Origin of the sequence: Aquipuribacter aurantiacus (assembly GCF_051216895.1) — a bacterium.
Taxonomy (GTDB): domain Bacteria; phylum Actinomycetota; class Actinomycetes; order Actinomycetales; family JBBAYJ01; genus Aquipuribacter.
In genome coordinates, this window is the sequence record NZ_JBPKAO010000002.1 from 181,329 (window position 1) to 203,296 (window position 21,968).

Genomic DNA, 21,968 nt, shown 5'->3' on the forward strand with positions numbered 1-21,968 from the left:
GTCGGGACCCGGAAAACGTGTTGCCCCCTGCGCGTGCGGGGCGCAGCGTGTCCCCGTGACCACGACCGCGCAGCTCCTGCCCGTCGACCCGGCCTCGCCGCACTTCCCCGGCCTGGTGCGGCTGATGGAGGACGTGGACCGCGAGACGGTCGGTGACGACGCCTACGAGCCCTACGACGTCGACTACGAGAAGGCGTCCTGGCTCAGCGCCAACGGGCACAACGCGGGCTGGGTGGTGGTGGCGGACGGCACCGTGGTCGCCTTCGCGAAGGCGTTCATGCCGGACCGCGACAACACCCACGTCGTCGAGCTCGAGATCGGCGTCGCCGCCGGGCACCGGGGCCGCGGCCACGGCCGGGCCCTGCTGCAGGTGGTGTCCGACCACGCGCGCAGCGAGGGCCGGGACACCCTGCTGAGCGGCACGGGGTACCGACCCGACCCGGACGCCGCCTGGGCGCTGCACGAGCTCGCGGTGGCCGACGAGTCCCTCACGCGCCGGCCCACCCCCGGGGCGGTCCTGGGCGTCTCGTTCGCCCGGGCCAGCGGGGCCGACCTCGTCCAGACCGAGCTGCGCAGCCAGGTCCGGCTGCCGGTCCCGGCGCAGGTGCTGGCCCGGCAGGACGCCGAGGTGGCTGCCCACGCCGACGGCTGCACCACCCGCACCTGGACCGGGGCCTGCCCCGACGACCTGCTGGCGGACCGCGCGGCCCTGGCCGCGCGGATGGACACGGACCCGCCGCTGGGCGACATGGACTGGCGGCCGGGGGTGTGGGACGCCGACCGGATGCGTGACACCTACGCCGACTGGGCCCGCCGCGGGCTGCTGGTGGTGGGCGCCGGGGCGGTGTCGCCGGAGGGACGGCTGGTCGCGTTCAGCGAGATGGGCCAGGACCGGCGCCACCCGGCCATGGCGTCGCAGTTCGACACCATCGTCGACCCGGACCACCGGGGCCGCCGGCTGGGGATGCTCGTCAAGCAGGCCGCGCTGCGCGCCCTGGGCGAGGCAGCACCGCAGGTGGAGCGGGTGCAGACCTGGAACGCGCTGGAGAACGGGCCGATGCTGCGCGTGAACCGGGCGATGGGGTTCGTCCCGGTCGGGCTGTACGCCCTCTGGCAGCTCAAACTGACCTGAGCCCCAGACCGGCTCAGACCTTGCGCAGCCGTACCCGCCGGACCGAGTGGTCGGGGCCCTTGGTGAGCACGAGGCTGGCGCGGCCCCGGGTCGGCAGGACGTTCTCGCGCAGGTTGCGCTCGTTGATGTCCTGCCAGATCCGGACCGCCGTGGTGCGCGCCTGCTCGTCGGACAGGTCCGCGTAACGACGGAAGTACGACTCGGGTCGGGCGAAGGCCGTCTGGCGCAGCCGCAGGAACCGCTCGACGTACCAGCTGCGCACGTCGTCCACCCGGGCGTCGACGTAGATGCTGAAGTCGAAGAAGTCGCTGACCGCGACCCCCTGCCGGCCGTCGTTCCGGACCCGGGCGGGCTGCAGGACGTTCAGACCCTCCAGCACCAGGATGTCCGGGCGGCGCACGGTCACCTGCGCGCCCGGCACGATGTCGTAGGTGAGGTGGCTGTACACCGGCGCCGTCACCTTGGACCGACCCGACTTGACCGCCTGCACGAAGCGGAGCAGGGCCCGGCGGTCGTAGGACTCCGGGAAGCCCTTCCGACCCATCAGCCCCCGTCGCTCGAGCTCGGCGTTGGGGTATAGGAACCCGTCCGTGGTGACCAGCTCCACCCGCGGCGTCCCCGGCCAGCGCGCCAGCATCTCCCGCAGCAGGCGCGCCGTCGTCGACTTGCCCACCGCGACCGAGCCCGCCACCCCGATCACGTAGGGCGTGCGGGCCGGGGGGTTCTCGCCCAGGAACGTGGAGGTGGCCTCCCGGAGCCCGTCGTTGGCCTCCACGTACAGCGTCAGCAGGCGCGACAGGGGCAGGTACACCTCCTCGACCTCGTGCAGGTCGACCCGGTCACCCAGCCCCTGGAGCCGCAGCACGTCCTCCGCGCTCAGGGTCATCGGGGTGCTGCGACGCAACCGGCTCCAGGCGTCCCGGTCGAACTCGACGAACGGCGACGAGGCGTCCGGGTCCACCGGGAGCGCCGCCGGGACGTCGGAGGTCCCCGGCGGGGGCGGCGACGCGGAGGCGTGCGGGACGGCGGGGGGCACGGCCCCATCCTGCCGCGCGGAGGACCCCGGGGTCGCACGACCCACCCCGGGTCTGCTCCTAGACTCCTGGGCATGTGTGGAATCGTCGGAGTGACCGGTGGACAGGGCGCGCCGAAGGCGCTCGACGTGGTGCTCGGCGGCCTGCGTCGGCTGGAGTACCGGGGGTACGACTCCGCCGGCGTCGCGCTGCTGGCCGAGGACGGCATCCACGTGACCAAGCGCTCGGGCCGGCTGGGCCGCCTCGTCGAGGCCGTCACCACGGCCGAGACCGACGCCCCGGTGCCGGCCTTCTCCGCGCACACCGGTATCGGCCACACCCGGTGGGCCACCCACGGCGGGCCCACGGACGCCAACGCGCACCCGCACCTGAGCGAGGACGGCCAGGTGGCCGTCATCCACAACGGGATCATCGAGAACTTCGCCGTGCTGCGGGCCGAGCTGACCGCCGCAGGGGTCACCCTGCTGTCGGAGACCGACACCGAGGTCGTCTCGCACCTGCTGGGTCGGCGCCTGGCCGAGGGCGGGACGGACCTCGCCGGGGCCATGCGCGAGGTCGTCCAGCGGCTGGCGGGCGCGTTCACCCTGCTCGCGGTGTGGCGCGGCCAGCCCGACGTCGTGGTCGGCGCCCGCCGCTCGTCCCCGCTGGTGGTCGGGGTCTCCGACGACGCCACCTACCTGGGCAGCGACGTCGCCGCGTTCATCGACCACACCCGCGAGGCCGTCGAGCTGGGCGAGGACCAGGTCGTCGAGGTCCGTCCGGACGGGTTCACCATCACCGACTTCGCCGGGAACCCCGTGCAGGGGCGCCCCTACACCGTCACCTGGGACGCCGCGGCCGCCGAGAAGGGTGGCTACGCGACGTTCATGGCCAAGGAGATCGACGAGCAGCCCACGGCGGTCGCCGACACCCTGCGGGCGCGTTCCGACCTCGACGGCCGGCTGGTGCTGGACGAGATGCGCATCGAGGAGTCGGCGCTCGCGGCGGTCGAGAAGGTCGTCATCGTGTCCTGCGGGACGTCGTCCTACGCGGGCATGGTCGCCAAGTACGCCATCGAGCACTGGTCCCGGCTGCCGGTCGAGGTCGAGTACTCCCACGAGTTCCGCTACCGCGACCCGGTGATCGGTGCCCGCACGCTCGTGGTGGCCATCAGCCAGTCCGGCGAGACCATGGACACCCTGATGGCGGTGCGGCACGCCAAGAGCCTCGGCGCGACGGTCGTGGCGATCTGCAACACCCACGGCTCGACCATCCCGCGCGAGTCCGACGGGGTGCTCTACACCCACGCCGGGCCCGAGGTGGCCGTGGCCAGCACCAAGGCCTTCGTCGCGCAGATCACGGCCACGTTCCTGCTGGGGCTGTACCTGGCCCAGATCCAGCAGCGGATGGACGCCGCCGCCATCAGCGACGTCCTGGCCGAGCTGCACGAGGTGCCCGCCAAGATCCAGACCGTGCTGGACGGCTCCGACCACGTCCGCCAGATCGCGCGCTGGATGGCCGACACCCGCTCGGTGCTGTTCCTGGGCCGCCACGTCGGGTTCCCGGTCGCGCTCGAGGGGGCGCTCAAGCTCAAGGAGCTGGCCTACATCCACGCCGAGGGCTTCGCCGCGGGTGAGCTCAAGCACGGCCCGATCGCCCTGATCGAGCCCGGTCAGCCCGTGTTCGTCGTGGTCCCCAGCCCGCTGGGCCCGGACTCGATCCACAGCAAGGTCATCTCCAACATCCAGGAGATCCGGGCCCGGGGCGCCCGGACCATCGTCATCGCGGAGGAGGGCGACGAGGACGTGGTGCCCTACGCGGAGGAGGTCATCCGCGTGCCCCGCACCCCGCCGCTGCTGGCCCCGCTGGTCACGGTGGTGCCGCTGCAGGTGTTCGCGTGCGAGCTGGCCACGGCCAAGGGCCTGGACGTCGACCAGCCGCGCAACCTGGCCAAGAGCGTCACGGTCGAGTGAGCCGCCCGTGATCGTCGGGGTGGGCACGGACGTGGTGGACATCGCCCGCTTCATGGCCCAGCTGGAGCGGACCCCCGCGCTGCGGGCCCGCCTGTTCACCCCCGACGAGCGGGACCTGCCGCCCGCGTCGCTGGCGGCCCGCTTCGCGGCCAAGGAGGCCATCGCCAAGTCGTTGGGTGCTCCCGTGGGGCTGCGCTGGCACGACTGCACGGTCACCCGCGAGGTGGACGCCGCCCCGTCGGTGCGGGCCACGGGGACCGTGGCCGCCCGGATGGTCGCGCTGGGGGTCGCCCGGCTGCACCTGAGCCTGTCCCACGACGCCGGCATCGCCGCCGCCACCTGCGTCGCCGAGGCGGAGGACGACCGCGGGACACGCCCGTGACCCGGACGACGGACACGCTGCCGGCGCACCCCACGCTGCTGCCGGGTCACGACGGGGACGACGTGGCGGCGGCCGACCGGGCCCGCCTCGCCCAGGGCGCGGACCTGATGGCGGTGGCCTCGACCGCGCTGGCGCAGGCCTGCGCCGCCCGGCTGCGGGCGGCGTCGGGCCGGGTGTCCGGCGCCCGGGTCGTGCTGCTGGTGGGGGCGGGCAACAACGGCGGGGACGCGCTGTACGCGGGGGCGCTGCTGCGCCGCCGGGGCGTCGGGGTGACGGCGCTGCTGTGCGCCGGCACCCACCACGGGGCCGCGGCCGCCGAGCTGCGCCGCCGCGGCGGGGTGCTGCGGCAGCTCCCGGCGTCCTCGAGCGAGGGGTCCGAGGGGTCCGAGGGGTCCGAGGGGTCCGGTGCCGACCGGGTCGGGGGTGGGCTGCCGGGCGACGTCGTGGCCCGGCTCGACGAGGCCGACCTGCTCGTCGACGGGCTGCTGGGGATCGGCTCGCGCGGGGCCGCCCGGGGCGCCGCGGGAGCCGTCCTGGCCTGGCTCACGAGCCCGGACGGGTCACGACCGGGCTCCGTCGTGGCCTGCGACCTGCCCAGCGGCCTGGACGCCGCCACGGGGGCCACCGCCGGGCCGGTGCTGGCCGCGGACGTCACGGTCACCTTCGGCGTGGCCAAGCCCGGGCTGCTGCTGCCGTGGGCGCAGCCGTTCGTCGGGGCGCTGCAGGTGGTCGACCTGGGTCTGGCGCCGCACCTGCCGAGCCGACCCCGGCTGCGACGGCTGGCCCCGGCCGCGCCGGGGCACGCCTCGGCGCTGCTGACCGAGCGGTGGCCGTGGCCCTGGCGCCAGGCGGACAAGTACTCCCGCGGCGTCCTGGGCGTCGCGGCGGGGGACCCGGCCTACCCCGGGGCGGCCGTCCTGACCGCCGGGGCGGCCGTGCAGACCGGTGCGGGCATGGTCCGGCTGGTCCCGCCCGTGGACGCCCCCGACGTCGGCCGGCTCGTCCTGCAGTCCGTGCCCGAGGTCGTCGTGCAGGCCCTGCAGGACGTCGGCCGGGTGCAGGCCTGGGTCGTGGGCCCCGGCACGGGCGGCGGGGACGACGCCCGGGCGCACCACGTCCTCACCCGCTGCGACGAGCCCGCCGTGGTCGACGCGGGCGCGCTGTCGGTGCTGGCCCGGGCCCTGGCCGCGGGCACGCTCCGCGCCCCGGACCGGTTGCTGCTCACCCCCCACCTGGGTGAGCTGGCGCGGCTGCGCCAGGCCCTGGGCCTCGCCGAGGCGTCGTCCGACCCCGCCGACCGCTGGGCCGAGGTCAGGCAGGTCGCAGCGCGGACCGGGGCCACCGTGCTGCTCAAGGGGCCGGACACCCTCCTGGTGCGACCCGACGGGACCACCGTCGTGGTGCCCGGCGGCCCGCCGTCGCTGGCCACCGCCGGGGCGGGCGACGTCCTGGCGGGCGTGCTCGGCGGCCTGCTCGCTGCCGGGCTGGACCCGCTGCAGGCCGGGGTGCTGGGCGCCCACCTGCACGCGGTGGCCGCGCACGCCGCCGCCGGCCGCGGCCCGCTGCGGGCCCGGGCGCTGGTGGGCGCCCTGGCGGGGGTGCTGGCGGGCGCACACCCCGACGCCTGGGACCATGGCTGATGTGACAGCGCCATCGACAGCCACGCCCGGGCCGGGCGGCGCCCTGCCCGCGGACCCGGCGACGGAGCCCGACGGCGCCGTCGAGACCCGCGGCACCGACGTCGGCACCGGTCATGTCGTGGTGGACCTGGACGCGATCGCGTCCAACGTCGCCTCGATGGTCCGGCGGACCGGCCGGCCGCTGATGGCGGTGGTCAAGGCCGACGCGTACGGCCACGGCCTGGTCCAGGCCGCCCGCGCCGCGCTCGCCGGTGGCGCGTCGTGGCTCGGGGTCGCACAGCTCGACGAGGCCGTGCGGCTGCGCGACGCAGGGGTGGACGCACCGCTGCTGGCCTGGTTGCTGTCGGTGGAACCTGCGCCCGTGGCGGCCGCGCTGCGCCGCCAGGTCACCCTCGGGCTGTCGCACCTGGGCCAGCTGGACGTCGTCCTGGACGCCGCCCGGGCCAGCGGTCAGGTGGCCGACGTGCACATCAAGGTCGACACCGGACTGCTGCGCAACGGTGTCCCGATGGCCGACCTGCCCGTCCTCGCGCGGGCCCTGGCGGACGCCGAGCAGGCGGGCCTGGTCACCGTGGGGGGCGTCTTCAGCCACCTGGCCTGGGCGGACTCCCCGCGCCACGCCACGGTCGACCACCAGGGGAGGCTGTTCGCCGAGGCCGTCGACGTGGTCCGCGCGGCGGGTCTGCGCCCCACCTGGCGCCACCTGGCCAACTCCGCCGCGACCCTGACCCGCCCCGACCTGCACCTGGACCTGGTGCGCCCGGGGCTGGCCGTGTTCGGCCTGTCCCCGGTGCCGGACATCGCCGGACCGGACGAGCTCGGCCTGCGGCCCGCGCTGAGCCTGCGCTCCCGGCTGGTGCTGACCAAACCCGTGACGGCCGGCGAGGGCGTCTCCTACGGTCACGTCTGGACGGCCGGGCAGGACACCGTCCTCGGGCTCGTCCCGCTCGGCTACGCCGACGGGCTGCCGCGCTCGGCCACGGGCTCGGCCGAGATGTGGGTCGGTGGCCGGCACGGCCGTCGCGTCCCGGTGGTGGGCCGGATCTGCATGGACCAGGCCGTCGTGGACCTGGGGCCGGGTGCGACCGACCAGGTCGGGGACGAGGTCGTGGTTGTCGGCAGCGGTGCGCTGGGCGAGCCGACGGCCGAGGACTGGGCCGTGGCCGCGGGGACCATCTCCTACGAGGTCGTGGCCCGTCTGGGCGCCCGGCTGCCGCGGCGCTGGGTGGGCACGGGGCAGCCGCTGCTGCCGGAGGTCGAGCCGACGCTGCTGGACGAGGGTCCGGACGGGGGCCGGTCGTGGTGAGCGCCCCGGCGCCCTGGCGCCTCATCGGGCTCGGTGCGGGGCTGGCGGCCGCCGGGGCGGGTGTGGCCGCGGGCATCACGGCGGACCGGGTCCGGTCGCGCCGCCGTCACGCCGAGGCGGTCTTCGACCGCGAGGGCCTGGCGCTGCTGGGCACGGTCCACGGGGAGCAGCACGAGCTCGTCACCGACGACGGCGCCCGGCTCCACGTCGAGGTGGACGAGCCGTGCCCCCGCGGTGAGGAGGACGAGGCGCCCCTGACCGTCGTCCTGGTCCACGGCTACGGCCTCAGCAGCCAGTCCTGGCACTTCCAGCGCCTCGCGCTGCGCGGGCGCTACCGCGTGGTCACCTACGACCAGCGCGGTCACGGTCGCTCGGAGTCCGGTCCGGCCGGCACCGCACGGATCCCGGTGCTGGGTCGTGACCTCGACGCGGTGCTGGCCGCGTACGTGCCCGACGGCCCGGTCGTGCTGGTGGGCCACTCCATGGGCGGCATGACGGTGATGAGCCTCGCGAGCCAGCGGCCCGAGCTGTTCGGCAGCCGGATCTTCGGTGTCGGCCTGGTCGCGACCAGCGCCGGTGAGCTGGCCACGCTGGACTTCGGGCTGCCCGGCGGGGGCGCGGTGACGCGCGTGGCGCCGAACCTGCTCGCCCTCCTGGCGCGTCAGCCCCAGCTCGTCGTCCGCGGGCGACGGATGGTCGCCGACGTCGAGCGGCTGATCGTCCGACGCTGGTCGTTCGCCTCGCCCGTGCCGTCGGAGCTCACCCACTTCGTCGCCAAGATCATCTCCGACACCAGCCTGGACGTCGTGTCGGACTTCCTGCCCGGGTTCACCGAGCACGACGAGCTCGAGGCGCTGCAGGTCCTGGACGGGCTGGAGACGCTCGTGCTGGTGGGCGACAGCGACCGGATGACGCCGCCGCGGCACAGCGAGGCCATCGTGCGGGCGCTGCCGCACTCCGAGCACGTCGTGGTCCGTCACGCCGGGCACCTGGTCATGCTCGAGCACCCCGACGTGGTGACCGGCCACCTGCTCGACCTGGTGTCGCGCGCCATGCGGGTCGTGCAGTCGGAGTCGCGGCCCTCCCGTCGCCGACGCGGGCGCGCGGCCGAGGCCGTGCACCGCCTGGTGGCCCGGGACAGCGGCCCCGGGGGCAGCAGGCCCACCGGGACAGGGTCCGTCGACGGCCGGGCGGTGGGCCGCAGGTCGGGGCGGCAGGAGGTCGAGCGCGGTGCCTGACGGGACCGCCGTGCACGTCCTCTGCGTCTCCGCGGCCGCGACCCGCGCCCTCGGGCGGGCCCTGGGCGCCCGCCTGGACGGCGGGGACGTCGTGGTCCTCAGCGGGTCCCTCGGGGCGGGCAAGACCACGTTCGTCCAGGGCCTCGCGCTGGGCCTGGGCGTGACGTCACCCGTCACGTCACCGACGTTCGTCCTGGCCCGGGAGCAGCGGCCCGACCCGTCCGGTCCTCGCCCCGACGGTCCGCACCTGGTCCACGTCGACGCCTACCGGTTGGCCGGGGCACCGGAGCTGGACGACCTGGACCTGGACTCCGACCTGGCGCGTTCCGTCGTGGTCGTGGAGTGGGGCGAGGGCCTGGCCGAGCGGCTCAGCCCCCGGCGCGTGGAGGTCGCCATCGACCGCGACGGTGCCCCCGACCCCGGCGAGCCCGGTCCGCACGACGTCGCCGACGACGCGTCGCTGGACGAGCCGCGGGCCGTGCAGGTGCGGCTGGTGGGGGAGCACCCGGGCCTGGACCACGCCACGCTCGACTCGCTCGCGGCAGCGGTCACCACCGACCAGGAGGCACCGTGCTGATCCTCGCCCTCGACACCTCGACCTCGACGGTGTCCGTCGCCCTGCTGGGCGCCGACGACGACCCCGGCCGTCCCCGGGCCGCGCGGGACGTCCCCGAGGGCAACCGGCCCGCCGAGCTGCTGGCCCCGACCATCCAGGCGGTGCTCGCCGAGGCGGGCGTCACCCCCGCCGACCTGACCGCGGTCGCGGCCGGGGTGGGCCCGGGGCCGTTCACCGGTCTGCGGGCCGGTCTGGTCACCGCCCGCGCGCTGGCCCACGTCGTCGGGGTCCCCGTGCACGGCGTCTGCAGCCTCGACGCCTTGCACGCGGCCGCGGTCGCCGCCGGCGGGCCCGTGTCGGCCGTCGTCGCCACCGACGCCCGGCGCTCGGAGGTCTACTGGGCGCGCTACCGCGGCGGGCGCCGCCTCGGCGAGCCCCAGGTCACCAGCCCCGCGGAGTGCGCCCGGGCTGCCGTCGCGGCCGGCGTCCCGGTGCTGGGACGTGGGGCCCGGCTGCACGCGGACGCGCTGGTCGGGTCGTTCGCCCAGGTCCTGCTCACCGGGACCGACGGCAGCGTGCTGCCCCTGGACCCGCCGGCGGCCTGGGTCGCGGCCCTGGCGCGGGACAGCATCGTCGGCGAGGGCCTGCAGCCGCTGCCCCCGGACCCGATGTACCTGCGCCGCCCCGACGTGCAGGAACCGGGCGCCCCCAAGCGGGTGAGCGGGTGAGCGGCCGGACGGTCGACGCGGACCCGGTCGGCACGGACCCGGTCGGCACGGACCCGGTCGATGCGGTCCCGACGGGGCCGGGGGCACGGGTGTCGACGCAGCGGCTGCGCTGGTGGGACCTGGACGACGTGATGGCGGTCGAGGTGCCCGCCTTCGGACCGGACGCCTGGACCCGTGAGATGTTCCTGTCCGAGCTCGCCGAGGGGCGCAGCCGGCGCTACGTCGTCCTGCGCCCCGCCGAGGACGCCGCGGGGGACCCCGACACGGCCGCGCTGGCCGGCTACGTGGGGGTCGTCACGCACGGCCCCGACGCCGACGTGCAGACCCTCGCCGTCGACCCCGCGCGACGCGGCCTGGGTCTCGGCCGGCTCCTGGTCGACCTCGCGCGCTCGCAGGCCCGGGAGGCCGGGGCGAGGCGCCTCGGCCTGGAGGTGCGGGAGGACAACCGGGCCGCGCTCGCGCTGTACACCTCCGCCGGGTTCCGGCCCCAGGGACGACGACCCGGCTACTACGCGCCGAGCACCCCGGGCGGACCCCGGACCGCGGCCGTGCTCATGCAGGTGGACCTGTGACCGGGTCCTCGCGGGACGGGCGCCCCCGTCCGGACGGCCCGCTGGTCCTCGGCATCGAGACGTCCTGCGACGAGACCGGCGTCGGGCTCGTGGTGGGGCACACGCTGCTGGCCGACGCCCTGGCCAGCAGCGTCGACGAGCACGCCCGCTTCGGCGGGGTGGTGCCCGAGGTGGCCAGCCGCGCCCACCTGGAGGCCATGCTGCCCACCCTGGACCGCGCCTGCGAGCTCGCGGGCGTGCGGCTGCAGGACGTGGACGCGGTCGCGGTCACCAGCGGTCCGGGGCTGGCCGGGGCGCTGGTCGTCGGGGTGGCCGCCGCCAAGGCCCTCGCGCTCGGGCTGGGTCGCCCGTTGTACGGCGTCAACCACCTGGCCGCCCACGTGGCCGTCGACACCCTCGAGCACGGGCCGCTGCCGGAGCCCGCGATCGCGCTGCTGGTCTCCGGGGGGCACTCCAGCCTGCTGCGCGTGGACGACGTGACCGCGGACGTCGACGTGCTCGGCGCGACGCTGGACGACGCGGCGGGGGAGGCGTTCGACAAGGTCGCCCGGCTGCTCGGCCTGCCGTTCCCGGGCGGGCCCCACGTCGACCGGGTGGCCCGCGACGGGGACCCGGCGGCGATCCGGTTCCCGCGCGGTCTCACCGGCGCCGGGGCGGTGGCCCGGGACGGCACCGACCACCGCTACGACTTCTCGTTCTCGGGGCTCAAGACCTCCGTGGCCCGGTGGGTGGAGCGCGAGCGCGACGCCGGCCGCGACGTCCCGGTCGCCGACGTCGCCGCGTCGTTCCAGGAGGCGGTCGTCGACGTGCTCAGCGCCAAGGCCGTGGCTGCCTGCCGCAGCGAAGGGGTCCAGCACCTGCTGCTCGGCGGTGGCGTGTCGGCCAACAGCCGGCTGCGTGCCATGGTCCAGCAGCGGGCCGAGGCGGCCGGGCTGCAGCTGCGGGTCCCGCGCCCCGGGCTGTGCACCGACAACGGCGCGATGGTCGCCGCCCTCGGCAGCCTGCTGGTCGCCGCGGGCCGCGAGCCGTCCTCGCTCGACCTCGGGACCGACCCCGCCCTGCCGGTCACCAGCGTCCAGGGCTGAACCGCTCGGGGCGCACCCGGGGGAGCGGTCGGCGCCCGGCGCGCTGCGCCCCGTCGGGGCGGCCCGGTGGGGCGTACCGACCAGCGACACGCGAGCGGCTCAGGCCGGGTCTCGACCGACGAGCCCGCGTGTCGCGTCGCTGGTCGGTACACCGGGCGGCGCCGGGTGGCGTGGCGCGGGTGGCGCGGGTGGCGCGGGTGGCCGGGTGGCCGGGTGGCCGGGTGGCCGGGTGGCGCGGACGAGCGGGTGGCGTGGCGGGTGGCGTGGCGAGCGGGCGGGTGGCGGCCGGTTCAGACGCCGGGCAGCGGGTCGACGACCAGCACGATCCGCTCGTCCCCGCGCCGGGTCAGCACCACGGTCGCCTCGCCGTCCCCGTCCAGGCGTAGCGCGCGACGGAGCTCTTCGGGGTCGACGGGGCTGCCGCGGCGCTTGACCGTCACCCGGCCGACGCCGTGCTCGCGCAGGTACGCCCGCAACCGCTTCAACCCCCAGGGCAGCACGGCGCGCACGGCGTAGGAGCGGGCGAAGACCGTCGGCACGTACTCGTCGGCCGTGACGTAGGCGATCATCGGGTCGATCAGGCGCCCGCCCACCTCGGCGGCCACGTGGGCGACCAGCCCGGCCCGGATGACGGCGCCGTCCGGCTCGTGCAGCACCGAGCCGACCTCACCCACCGGCGCCACGGTCAGACCGGCGTCGCTCAGGGTGCCCGCGTCCTGGACCTGGACCGACGCCTCGTCACCCGCTCCGCCGCCCACGCTGCGCAGCACCGTCGCGGAGCGCCTGACCCCGACGGTGGCGGCGGCGCCCCACCAGAGCACGGCCTCCACCACGTCGCCGTCCACCGACGTCCAGGCCGCCGTCCAGCCGGCCGCCGGGCCGTCGGGGTCGACCAGGTCGCGCTCGACGCCCGGAGCCACCTTGGCGCCCACCGCCCCCACCCCGGTCTGCGGCAGGGCCAGCACCCACGACAGCGGCGGTGACCACTGCTCGGGGTCGAACAACCGGCGACCGTCGCGGCGACGGGCCGGGTCGACCCAGGCGGCGTCCACCCCGCCGGGCGTGCCGGGCCGGGCCACCGGCAGGGCGTCGGGGAAGTCGGAGACGTCGGCCAGGTGGACGTGGGCGCGCTCGAAGTGGCGCAGGTTGACGGTGGCCACGGCCGCCGTGGTCTCGTCCCGCTCGACGGCGTCGACGGCCAGGTCCATGCCGGCCATGGCCATGGCGTCCACCCCGATGCCGCAGCCCAGGTCGACCACGCGGGTGGCCCCGGCGCGCCGCAGCCGGTCGGCGTGCCGCGCGGCCACGGGAAGCCGGGTGGCCTGCTCGAGCCCGTCGGTGGTGAAGAGCATGCCGTCGGCGAACGCGCCGACCTTGGACCGTGCCGCCTGACGCAGCCGCGACTGCGTGAGCGCGGCGGCCACGACCTCCGGCGCGGTGCCGGCCTCCCGCAGGCGGCTGCCCAGGGCCAGCGCCGCGGTGGCGTCGTAGGGCGGCAGCGCCTCCAGCAGCGCCCAGCCCTCGGGCCGCAGCAGCGGGGCCACGTCCTCCTGGGCGGTCATGACCCGATCCTGCCAGCGATCCGGCGACGGCCGGGACGGGCCGTCTTCTGGCACTCAGGTTGACCGAGTGCTAAGCGCTGGCTAGTGTCCTTTCTGGCACTCGACGGCATCGGGTGCCAATCGCCTGACGACGGGTCGGCACCCGCGACGACGTCCCGTCCACGGCGGACCCAGACCGTTTCGGTCGACCGATCGGTCGATCGGCAAGTCGCGAAAGAGAGGCATTACGTGGCTGTCTCCATCAAGCCGCTCGAGGACCGGATCGTCGTCCAGACGCTCGAGGCCGAGCAGACGACCGCCTCCGGGCTGGTCATCCCCGACACCGCCAAGGAGAAGCCCCAGGAGGGCAAGGTCCTGGCGGTCGGCCCGGGTCGTTTCGACGAGGACGGCGAGAAGCGCATCCCGCTCGACGTCCAGGTCGGCGACACCGTGCTGTACAGCAAGTACGGCGGCACCGAGGTCAAGTACGGCGGCGAGGAGTACCTGATCCTCTCCGCCCGCGACGTCCTCGCCGTCATCGAGAAGTGAGCTGACACGACCTCACGGTCGTGACCCAGCGACGCTGACGACGCCGCCCCGGCCACTGGCCGCGGGCGGCGTCCGTCGCTGGACCCACCCGCTCCACCTGCGAGGAGCCGGACCCCAACCGGTCCCGGCACCCGCCACCACGGGCTCTGCTCCGCGGCGCCCGACACGTTCCCGAAACCCCAGTGCCATCACAGGAGTCTCATGTCCAAGCAGCTGTCCTTCGACGAGTCCGCGAGGAAGTCGCTCGAGCGTGGTGTCGACGCCCTCGCCGACGCCGTCAAGGTGACCCTCGGCCCCAAGGGCCGCAACGTCGTCCTCGCCAAGTCCTTCGGCCCGCCCGTCATCACCAACGACGGCGTCACCATCGCCCGTGAGATCGAGCTCGAGGACCGCTACGAGAACCTCGGCGCCCAGCTCGCCAAGGAGGCCGCCACCAAGACGAACGACGTCGCCGGTGACGGCACCACCACCGCCACCGTGCTGGCCCAGGCCATGGTCCACGAGGGCCTGCGCAACGTCGCCGCGGGCGCCTCGCCCGGTGGCCTCAAGCGGGGCATGGACGCCGCGGTGGCCGCCCTCGAGGCGCGTCTGGACGACATCGCCGTCGAGGTCACCGACTCCGCATCGGTCGCCCACGTCGCCACCGTGTCCGCGCAGGACCCGTCGGTCGGCGAGACCCTCGCCGAGGCCTTCGACAAGGTCGGCCGCGACGGCGTCATCACGGTCGAGGAGGGCTCCACCACCGGTGTCAGCCTCAACTTCACCGAGGGCATGCAGTTCGACAAGGGCTACCTGAGCCCGTACATGGTCACCGACACCGAGCGCATGGAGGCCGTCCTCACCGACGCCCACGTGCTGCTGGTCGGCGGCAAGATCTCCACCGTCAAGCAGCTCCTGCCGCTGATGGAGAAGGTCCTGCAGACCTCCAAGCCCCTGTTCGTCGTCGCCGACGACATCGAGGGCGAGGCGCTGTCCACGCTGGTCGTCAACAAGATCCGCGGCACCTTCACCGCCGTCGCCGTCAAGGCGCCGGGCTTCGGTGACCGCCGCAAGGCGATGCTGCAGGACATGGCCGTGCTGACCGGCGCGCAGGTCGTGACCGCCGACGTCGGGCTCGACCTGGAGCAGGTCGGCCTCGAGGTCCTCGGCTCGGCCCGTCGCATCGTCGTCACCAAGGACGAGACCACCGTCGTCGACGGTGGCGCGGACCACGCCGAGGTCTCCGCCCGCATCGGCCAGATCAAGGCCGAGATCGAGCGGACCGACTCCGACTGGGACCGCGAGAAGCTCCAGGAGCGCCTCGCCAAGCTGTCCGGCGGCGTCGTCGTCATCGAGGTCGGTGGCCACACCGAGGTCGAGGTCAAGGAGCGCAAGCACCGCGTCGAGGACGCGGTGTCGGCGACCCGCGCCGCGATCGAGGAGGGCATCGTCGCCGGCGGCGGCTCGGCCCTCGTCCACGCCCGCACCGCGCTCGAGGGCGACCTCGGTCGCACCGGTGACGAGGCCGTCGGCGTCGCGATCGTGCGTCGCGCCGTCAGCCGTCCGCTGTGGTGGATCGCCGCCAACGCGGGCCACGAGGGCTCGGTCGTCGTCGACAAGGTCGCCTCCCTGCCCCCGGGCCAGGGTCTGGACGCGGCCACCGGCGAGTACGGCGACCTGATCGCGGGCGGCATCGTCGACCCGGTCAAGGTCACCAAGGCCGCTCTGCGCAACGCCGCCAGCATCGCCGCGATGGTGCTCACCACCGAGGCGCTGGTCGTCGAGAAGCCCGAGCAGTCCGAGGACGCCGGTCACGGCGGCCACGGTCACGGCCACTCGCACTGACCTGACCTGAGCCGCGCGGGCCTGTCCCGCGCGGCGACGCAGAAGGCCCCCACCGATGTCCTGGTGGGGGCCTTCTGCGTCTGCGGGACCGGGCGACCGGGCGACGGGCAGGAGGTCCGTCTGCGCGGTGCTCAGGTGCCTGGGGTGCGGCGGGGCCGTCTCAGCTGACGGCGGCCAGCTTGCGGCCGCGGGAGTAGGCGGCCTCGCGCTCGTCCTCGGTCATGCCGCCCCACACGCCGTAGGGCTCGCGGACGGCCAGGGCGTGCGCCCGGCACTGCACCATCACGGGGCAGGCCTGGCAGATGGCCACCGCCGCGGCGTCACGGTTGCGGCGGGCCGGGCCACGTTCGCCCTCCGGGTGGAAGAAGAGCGTCGTCTCCTCCCCGCGGCAGGCGCCGTCCATCTGCCACTCCCACACCTCGGCGATGGGTCCGGGGAGTCTCGAGATCTCGGCCATGGGTTCCTCCTGCGTCGAACGTCCGTGGCGGCCGACGGGCCGGATCGGGTCGACTCCGGTGTCATTCGCTCGTACCTGACCAACTTAGAACCGCTTCACGGATTGTTCAAGACGCTTCGTGAAGTTGTTCTGACTCGGTTACTACCCGGTTGGGCACGACTTCAACCGCCGATCCGCCCCGGACATCCGGGTGTTTTCGGGCATCTGGGCGGCTCTGGCGCGATCTGCGTGTGCGATCAACGGCTGCGGTGGCCACAATCGCCTCATGGTCGAGGTGACGGTGGGTCGTGGTGGTGACGGGGCGGTCCCTCGACCCATGCTCACCGTGGCCGCCGTGGCCCGCCGTCTGGGGGTCGCCCCCGCGACGCTGCGCACCTGGGACCGGCGGTACGGCCTGGGGCCCTCCGAGCACACCGCCGGCTCCCACCGTCGCTACTCCGGGGTCGACGTCGCCCGGCTCATGGTGATGCGGCGGCTGACCCTGGAGGGGGTGCCGCCGTCGGAGGCCGCGAGGATCGCCCGCGTCAGCGACGTGCGGGAGGACGCCGGCCTCGCCTCGGTGACCACGCTCGCCGCGCGTCCGGTCCCCGTGGGCGGGCCGGCCTCCGTCACGGCCGGGACCGACGCGGCGACCGCCCGCGAGACCCGCCCCGACGGTGAGGACCGCGTGGACGTCCGCGTGGCGCAGGCCGTCGCGGAGGAGCTGGCGGCCGGGCTGGGCGACGAGCCGGACGGGTTGGACGAGGTGGACCTGCACGACGCCGGGCGCGTCCGTCGTGCCTCGCGTGCGGGCGGTGGTCAGGTCGTGTCGCTGCCGGACGGCACGCCGGCGGCCCGGGGGCTGGCCCGGGCGGCCATGGCGCTGGACTCCCACGAGTGCATGCGGCTGGTCCGCCAGCACGTCGAGCGTCACGGCACGGTGTCCACCTGGGACCACCTGATCGCACCCGTCCTGGTGGCCGTGGGTGAGCGCTGGCGCACCACCGGCACCGGTGTCGAGGTCGAGCACGTCCTGAGCGAGAGCATCCTGTCCAGCCTCCGCACCGTGTCGGCCGGGCTGCGCCACCCCGTCAACAGCCGTCCGGTGCTGCTGGCCGCGGCCGAGCAGGAGCAGCACGGCCTGCCGCTGCACGTGCTCACCGCCGCCCTGGCCGAGCAGGGTGTCTCCTCTCGGCTGCTGGGGGTCCGGGTCCCGCGCACCGCCCTGGCCGCCGCCATCCGCCGGAGCGGTCCGGCCGTGGTCTTCGTGTACGCCCACCTGCGGGTCGCCGACCCCGAGCAGCTGGACGGGCTGCCGCGGCTGCGCCCCAGCCCGTTGATCCTGCTGGGCGGGCCCGGCTGGAGCGGGGTCGACACCCCTCCCGGGGCGGAGCGGGTCGACGACCTCGGTGGTGCCACCGCACGCATCGCCTCCGCCGTGGGCGTGTAGGCCGCCGTTCGCCCGACCGGGGCACCCTGCCGGCTCAACCCCGGGAGCATGCCTGCCGATAGGTGACTCGGAGCACCCGGCCGGGTGCGGATGAGGAGTTCCCTGGTGGCCACCGTCCTGGTAGTCGACGACACGCCGATCGTGCGAGAGCAGCTCCGCCGTGCGGTCGCGGGCCTGCCCGGGATCACCCGTGTGGTCGGTGCCGCGTCCGGCGAGGAGGCGTTGTCCCGCTGGCCGGTCGAGCGGCCGAGCGTCGTGCTGCTGGACGTCAGGATGCCGGGCATCGGGGGGGTCGAGACCGCCAAGCGGCTGCTCACGCGCCACCCGGAGGCCAACGTCCTGATGACCACCATGGCCGAGGACGCCGACGGGCTGGCCCGGGCCGTGGCGGCCGGGGCCCGCGGGTACGTCGTCAAGGACGCCAGCCCCGAGGAGCTGTCCATCGCCCTCGCCGCCGCGCTGAGCGAGGCTGCCCGTCGTCAGCTGCCGTCGCAGTCGCGTGGCCGCGGGGGGAGCACCGTCCAGCTCACGGAGCGCGAGGTCCAGGTCCTGGACGGCATGTCCCGCGGCTGCAGCAACGCCGCCATCGGGCGCGAGCTGTTCCTGTCCGAGGACACCATCAAGACCCACGCGAGACGGCTGTTCCGCAAGCTCGAGGCCGCCGACCGCGCGCAGGCCGTCGCGACCGGCTTCCGGATGGGTCTGGTCCGGTAGCACGGGCGCCCGGCCGCGACGGAGGTAGGCTCCGAGGGCCCACCTGCCCGGGTCGGGACCGACGGAGGGGAGCCGACATGTCGGGTCGTCCCGGTGGTGCTCACACGGCCCGGCCCTCGCGGCCGGTCCTGTAACGGCGGGCGGGGTTCGCGCGATGTCCGGTCTGGAGTCCCATGACCAGCCGGTCGAGGGCGCCGGGCAGGGCCTGTGGTCCCAGCTGGTCGTCCGCGCCGTGGCGGGGGAGTCCGACGCGATCGAGACCCTCATCACCGGAGTCCGCCAGCGGGTGCACCGGTACTGCAGGGCGAGGTTGCGTGGCTACCCCGGCGCCGACCAGGCCGCCGACGACGTCGCTCAGGAGGTGTGTGTCGCGGTGCTGACGGCCCTGCCCACCTACGTCGACACCGGACGGCCCTTCGAGGCGTTCGTCTTCCGGGTGGCCGGGTACAAGGTGGCCGACGCGCAGCGGGCCGCCCTGGGGCGCGAGCAGTCCACCGACCAGGTCCCCGACTCCGCGAGCCAGGCCCTGGCCGACAGCCCGGAGCGCAGCGCCGTCGTCCTCACCGAGGCCGACCGCGTGACGCGGCTGATGGAGCAGCTGCCCGGTCAGCAGCGTGAGGTGCTCGTGCTGCGCGTGGCCGTCGGCATGTCGACCGAGGAGACGGCCGCGGCGCTCGGCATGAGCCCGGGGGCGGTCCGGGTGGCGCAGCACCGCGCCCTGGCCCGGCTGAGGGCGCTGCTCGGGACGGAGGCGGACCTGTGACGCACGGCCCGCTCCGGTCGGTCGGGGCGAGCACCGCTCAGGGGTCCGGCGACGCGGACCGGTCCGGCGACCGGTCCCTGGAAGCGGTGCACCGTACCGACCTCCTGCTGGACGCCCTCGCCGACCGGGTGTCGGTCGGGACGACGGCCGACGGGGCGGACCCGCTGCCCGCAGTCCTCGCCGGCTGGGTCAGGGCCATCGACGAGGAGGTGGCCGTCGCGCTGCACAGCCGCGCCACCGCGACCGACGGGGAGGCGGGGGCCGCCGCGGCCGCCGCGGCCGCCGCGGCCGACCTCGTCGGGCCCTCGGCCCCCAGCCCGGTGCCCGCGCGGGCCAGGGCCTCGGGTCGCCTGCAGTGGCGGGTCCTGTCGGCGTCGGCGGCCGCCGTGATCGCCGTGCTCGCCGTCGGGGTCGGTCTGCAGGACACCGCGCAGGTCGGTCCGGGCGCCTCGACGGTGGCCGAGTCGGTCCAGTCGGTCGAGGCGACCCTCGTGGCGTCGATGCTGGCTGCGGAGGCGGGTGACGTCGACGGGGCCCGCGTCCTGCTGGAGCAGGCCCGGGCGATGGTGGAAGCGCTGCCCGAGGACCAGCGCGTGCTGTGGGAGACCGCGATCGGCCACACCGAGCGAGGCCTGCGGTCCGCGGAGGAGGCCGTGCGCCGCGGTCAGCCCGTGCCCGCCCTCGTGGGAGTGGTACCCGGGGTCGGCGACGCACTCGTCCCCGGCGCCGCCCGCGGCGAGATCGGTCGCGCCCGGTTGGGCGAGCAGGGGGCGCTTCCCCAGGGACCGGGTGCCGCCGGCGCCGGGCCGGGCAACGGGCCGGGCAACGGGCCGGGCAACGGGCAGGGCAACGGGCAGGGCGCCGGGCCGGGCAACGGGCAGGGCAACGATCAGGGCAACGGGTCCGGTGGTGCGGGGCCCGAGATCGGCCAGGGACCGGGCCTGGGGGTGGAACGGGACAGGCCGGACCGCGGCCCTGCGACGACCCCACCCGCACGGCCGAGCACCACCCCGACGCCGACCACCCCGGCCGCGCCGCGCAGCACGGCCCCCGGCCGCCCGACCGCGACCCCGACCCCGACCCCGACCACGGCCCCGACGACGGCCCCGGCCCCGAGCCCGACCGCCGCCCCGACCAGGACCACGCCGGACCCCCCGCGCAGCACCCCGACCCGACGTCCGGCTGCTCCCGGCAACGGGGCACCCGGTGCCGGGCCGGGAGCGCCCCCCGGTGGTGGGCAGGGGACCACGCAGGCCCCGCGGGCGGGGCGCGACGACGACCGGGGCCAGGGCCGTGGTCCCGGCGCGGACGCAGGCAGGCCCCCGACCGCCGGGGCCGACGCGGCCAGGACGGAGCCGGTCGGTGCCGACCCGGCCCCCGGCAACCGCTCCGCCCCGGGGGCCCGGGGCCCCGCCTCGGAGCGTCCCGCGGCGCCCGGCCGCTCGCGCTCGCAGCCCTGAGCCGAGGAGGACCGTCGCCGGGCGGGTGCGGCCGAGCGCCTACCATCGACCCGTGGTCACCGAGCGGTCCGAGCCCGTCCTGCACGATCCCTTCGCCACCGTCGGCCTGACGTACGACGACGTGCTGCTGCTGCCGGGGGAGAGCGACGTCGTCCCCAGCGGGACCAGCACGCGGTCCCGGGTGTCCAAGCGCATCAGCGTCGAGGTGCCGCTGCTGTCCAGCGCCATGGACACCGTCACCGAGTCGCGGATGGCCATCGCGATGGCGCGCCAGGGCGGCCTGGGGGTGCTGCACCGCAACCTGTCGGCCGAGGACCAGGCGCAGCAGGTCGACCTGGTCAAGCGCTCCGAGGCGGGGATGGTCAGCCATCCCGTGACGACCAGCCCGACCGCCACGCTGCGCGAGGTGGACGAGCTGTGCGGGCGCTACCGGGTGAGCGGCCTGCCCGTGGTCGACGAGGCGGGTGTGCTGCTGGGCATCGTCACCAACCGCGACCTCCGGTTCGAGTCCGACCCGAGCCGCTCGGTCGAGGAGGTGATGACCCGGATGCCCCTGGTCACCGCCCCGGTGGGGACCTCGCCCGAGCAGGCGATGGAGCTGCTGGCCGCGCACAAGATCGAGAAGCTGCCCCTGGTCGACGACTCCGGCCGGTTGCGCGGGCTGATCACCGTCAAGGACTTCACCAAGCGCGAGAAGTACCCGCTGGCGACCAAGGACGACGTCGGCCGGCTGCGGGTGGCCGCGGCCATCGGCATCTTCGAGGACGCGTGGAAGCGTGCCCTGCTGCTGGTCGAGGCCGGGGTGGACCTGCTGGTCGTCGACATGGCGCACGGTCACAGCAAGGCCGTCCTGGAGATGATCGCCCGGCTCAAGGCCGAGCCGGCCGTCGCCCACGTCGACGTCGTCGGCGGCAACGTCGCGACCCGGGCCGCCGCCCAGGCCCTGGTCGACGCCGGGGTCGACGGCGTCAAGGTCGGCGTCGGGCCGGGGTCCATCTGCACCACCCGCGTCGTGGCCGGCGTCGGCGTCCCCCAGGTCACCGCCATCCACGAGGCCGCCAAGGCGTGCGCGCCCGCCGGGGTCCCGGTCATCGGCGACGGCGGGCTGCAGTACTCCGGTGACATCGCCAAGGCCCTGGTGGCCGGCGCGGACACCGTGATGCTGGGGTCGTTGCTGGCCGGCTGCGAGGAGAGCCCGGGCGAGCTGGTCTTCGTCAACGGCAAGCAGTACAAGTCCTACCGGGGGATGGGCAGCCTGGGGGCGCAGCAGACCCGCGCCGGGACCCGCTCGTTCTCCAAGGACCGGTACTTCCAGAACGACGTCGTCGCCGACGACGAGTTCGTCCCCGAGGGCGTCGAGGGCCAGGTGCCCTACCGCGGGCCCCTGGCCGCGGTGGCCCACCAGCTGGTCGGGGGGCTCCGGCAGTCCATGTTCTACGTCGGCGCCGACGACGTCCCCATGCTCAAGGCCGGCGGCCGGTTCGTGCGGATCACGTCGGCGGGGCTCAAGGAGTCCCACCCCCACGACATCCGGATGACCAACGAGGCGCCCAACTACACCGTGCGGTGATCGGACGACCAGGACGCGCCCGTCCTGGTTGTCCGA

Annotated in this window: 20 protein-coding genes; 17 read left to right on the plus strand and 3 right to left on the minus strand. The window is 75.5% G+C overall.

Features of this window, described 5'->3' with window-relative positions; translation table 11 throughout:
* Positions 1-55 precede the first annotated feature (55 nt).
* Entirely contained in the window at positions 56-1,132 is a 1,077-nt protein-coding gene (locus ACR80Q_RS03665; protein ID WP_435376196.1) for a GNAT family N-acetyltransferase, read from the plus strand.
* 13 nt (positions 1,133-1,145) lie between these two features.
* Here the strand turns inward: ACR80Q_RS03665 and coaA are convergent, their stop codons facing one another.
* On the minus strand, positions 1,146-2,093 hold the full coding sequence (gene coaA, locus ACR80Q_RS03670; protein ID WP_435376435.1) for a type I pantothenate kinase: 948 nt from the start codon (positions 2,091-2,093) through the stop codon (positions 1,146-1,148).
* A gap of 147 nt (positions 2,094-2,240) precedes the next feature.
* Here coaA and glmS point away from each other — a divergent pair, with 147 nt between their 5' ends.
* From glmS to tsaD, 9 genes are read left to right on the plus strand one after another with little or no spacing between them, the layout of a single operon-like run.
* Positions 2,241-4,118, plus strand: a complete 1,878-nt coding sequence (gene glmS, locus ACR80Q_RS03675) for a glutamine--fructose-6-phosphate transaminase (isomerizing) (RefSeq protein ID WP_435376197.1) — start codon at positions 2,241-2,243, stop codon at positions 4,116-4,118.
* 7 nt (positions 4,119-4,125) lie between these two features.
* Positions 4,126-4,500, plus strand: a complete 375-nt coding sequence (locus tag ACR80Q_RS03680; protein ID WP_435376198.1) for a holo-ACP synthase — start codon at positions 4,126-4,128, stop codon at positions 4,498-4,500.
* Positions 4,497-6,140, plus strand: coding sequence for a bifunctional ADP-dependent NAD(P)H-hydrate dehydratase/NAD(P)H-hydrate epimerase (locus tag ACR80Q_RS03685; RefSeq protein ID WP_435376199.1), 1,644 nt, complete (start codon positions 4,497-4,499; stop codon positions 6,138-6,140). The genes ACR80Q_RS03680 and ACR80Q_RS03685 overlap by 4 nt, the downstream gene beginning before the upstream one ends.
* Before the next feature lies 1 nt (position 6,141).
* Positions 6,142-7,446, plus strand: coding sequence for an alanine racemase (alr, locus tag ACR80Q_RS03690; protein WP_435376200.1), 1,305 nt, complete (start codon positions 6,142-6,144; stop codon positions 7,444-7,446).
* Positions 7,440-8,684, plus strand: coding sequence for an alpha/beta fold hydrolase (locus ACR80Q_RS03695; protein WP_435376201.1), 1,245 nt, complete (start codon positions 7,440-7,442; stop codon positions 8,682-8,684). The genes alr and ACR80Q_RS03695 overlap by 7 nt, the downstream gene beginning before the upstream one ends.
* Entirely contained in the window at positions 8,677-9,261 is a 585-nt protein-coding gene (gene tsaE, locus ACR80Q_RS03700) for a tRNA (adenosine(37)-N6)-threonylcarbamoyltransferase complex ATPase subunit type 1 TsaE (protein ID WP_435376202.1), read from the plus strand. Before ACR80Q_RS03695 ends, tsaE begins: the two co-directional genes overlap by 8 nt.
* Positions 9,255-9,968: a tRNA (adenosine(37)-N6)-threonylcarbamoyltransferase complex dimerization subunit type 1 TsaB gene (gene tsaB, locus ACR80Q_RS03705; protein ID WP_435376203.1), complete on the plus strand. Its 714-nt coding sequence runs from the start codon at positions 9,255-9,257 to the stop codon at positions 9,966-9,968. The genes tsaE and tsaB overlap by 7 nt, the downstream gene beginning before the upstream one ends.
* Entirely contained in the window at positions 9,965-10,540 is a 576-nt protein-coding gene (locus ACR80Q_RS03710; RefSeq protein WP_435376204.1) for a GNAT family N-acetyltransferase, read from the plus strand. The genes tsaB and ACR80Q_RS03710 overlap by 4 nt, the downstream gene beginning before the upstream one ends.
* Positions 10,537-11,625 carry a tRNA (adenosine(37)-N6)-threonylcarbamoyltransferase complex transferase subunit TsaD gene (tsaD, locus tag ACR80Q_RS03715; RefSeq protein WP_435376205.1) on the plus strand — a complete coding sequence of 363 codons (1,089 nt, stop codon included), beginning with the start codon at positions 10,537-10,539 and terminating at the stop codon, positions 11,623-11,625. Before ACR80Q_RS03710 ends, tsaD begins: the two co-directional genes overlap by 4 nt.
* Positions 11,626-11,915: 290 nt before the next feature.
* On the opposite strand, the gene ACR80Q_RS03720 is transcribed toward tsaD, so the two are convergent.
* Complete coding sequence (locus ACR80Q_RS03720) at positions 11,916-13,187, minus strand: THUMP-like domain-containing protein (RefSeq protein ID WP_435376206.1); 1,272 nt, start codon at positions 13,185-13,187, stop codon at positions 11,916-11,918.
* A gap of 228 nt (positions 13,188-13,415) precedes the next feature.
* On the opposite strand from ACR80Q_RS03720, the gene groES reads away from it, so the two are divergent.
* Positions 13,416-13,715, plus strand: coding sequence for a co-chaperone GroES (gene groES / locus ACR80Q_RS03725; protein WP_336920765.1), 300 nt, complete (start codon positions 13,416-13,418; stop codon positions 13,713-13,715).
* 201 nt (positions 13,716-13,916) lie between these two features.
* Positions 13,917-15,539 carry a chaperonin GroEL gene (gene groL / locus ACR80Q_RS03730; protein ID WP_435376207.1) on the plus strand — a complete coding sequence of 541 codons (1,623 nt, stop codon included), beginning with the start codon at positions 13,917-13,919 and terminating at the stop codon, positions 15,537-15,539.
* Positions 15,540-15,699: 160 nt separating this feature from the next.
* On the opposite strand, the gene ACR80Q_RS03735 is transcribed toward groL, so the two are convergent.
* Positions 15,700-15,996, minus strand: coding sequence for a WhiB family transcriptional regulator (locus tag ACR80Q_RS03735; RefSeq protein ID WP_435376208.1), 297 nt, complete (start codon positions 15,994-15,996; stop codon positions 15,700-15,702).
* Between the two features lie 265 nt (positions 15,997-16,261).
* On the opposite strand from ACR80Q_RS03735, the gene ACR80Q_RS03740 reads away from it, so the two are divergent.
* From ACR80Q_RS03740 to guaB, 5 genes are all read left to right on the plus strand, one after another.
* The gene (locus tag ACR80Q_RS03740; protein WP_435376209.1) at positions 16,262-17,425 is read left to right on the plus strand and encodes a MerR family transcriptional regulator; all 1,164 of its coding nucleotides are present in this window, start codon (positions 16,262-16,264) and stop codon (positions 17,423-17,425) included.
* Between the two features lie 105 nt (positions 17,426-17,530).
* A complete protein-coding gene (locus tag ACR80Q_RS03745) occupies positions 17,531-18,139 on the plus strand; it encodes a response regulator transcription factor (RefSeq protein ID WP_435376210.1) in 609 nt (202 codons plus the stop codon).
* A gap of 154 nt (positions 18,140-18,293) precedes the next feature.
* A complete protein-coding gene (gene shbA, locus ACR80Q_RS03750) occupies positions 18,294-18,902 on the plus strand; it encodes an RNA polymerase sigma factor ShbA (protein ID WP_435376211.1) in 609 nt (202 codons plus the stop codon).
* Positions 18,903-18,988: 86 nt separating this feature from the next.
* Positions 18,989-20,362 carry an anti-sigma-D factor RsdA gene (locus ACR80Q_RS03755; protein WP_435376212.1) on the plus strand — a complete coding sequence of 458 codons (1,374 nt, stop codon included), beginning with the start codon at positions 18,989-18,991 and terminating at the stop codon, positions 20,360-20,362.
* A gap of 52 nt (positions 20,363-20,414) precedes the next feature.
* Positions 20,415-21,932 (plus strand): IMP dehydrogenase, encoded by a 1,518-nt coding sequence (guaB, locus tag ACR80Q_RS03760; RefSeq protein ID WP_435376213.1) that lies wholly within the window; start codon positions 20,415-20,417, stop codon positions 21,930-21,932.
* Positions 21,933-21,968 lie beyond the last annotated feature (36 nt).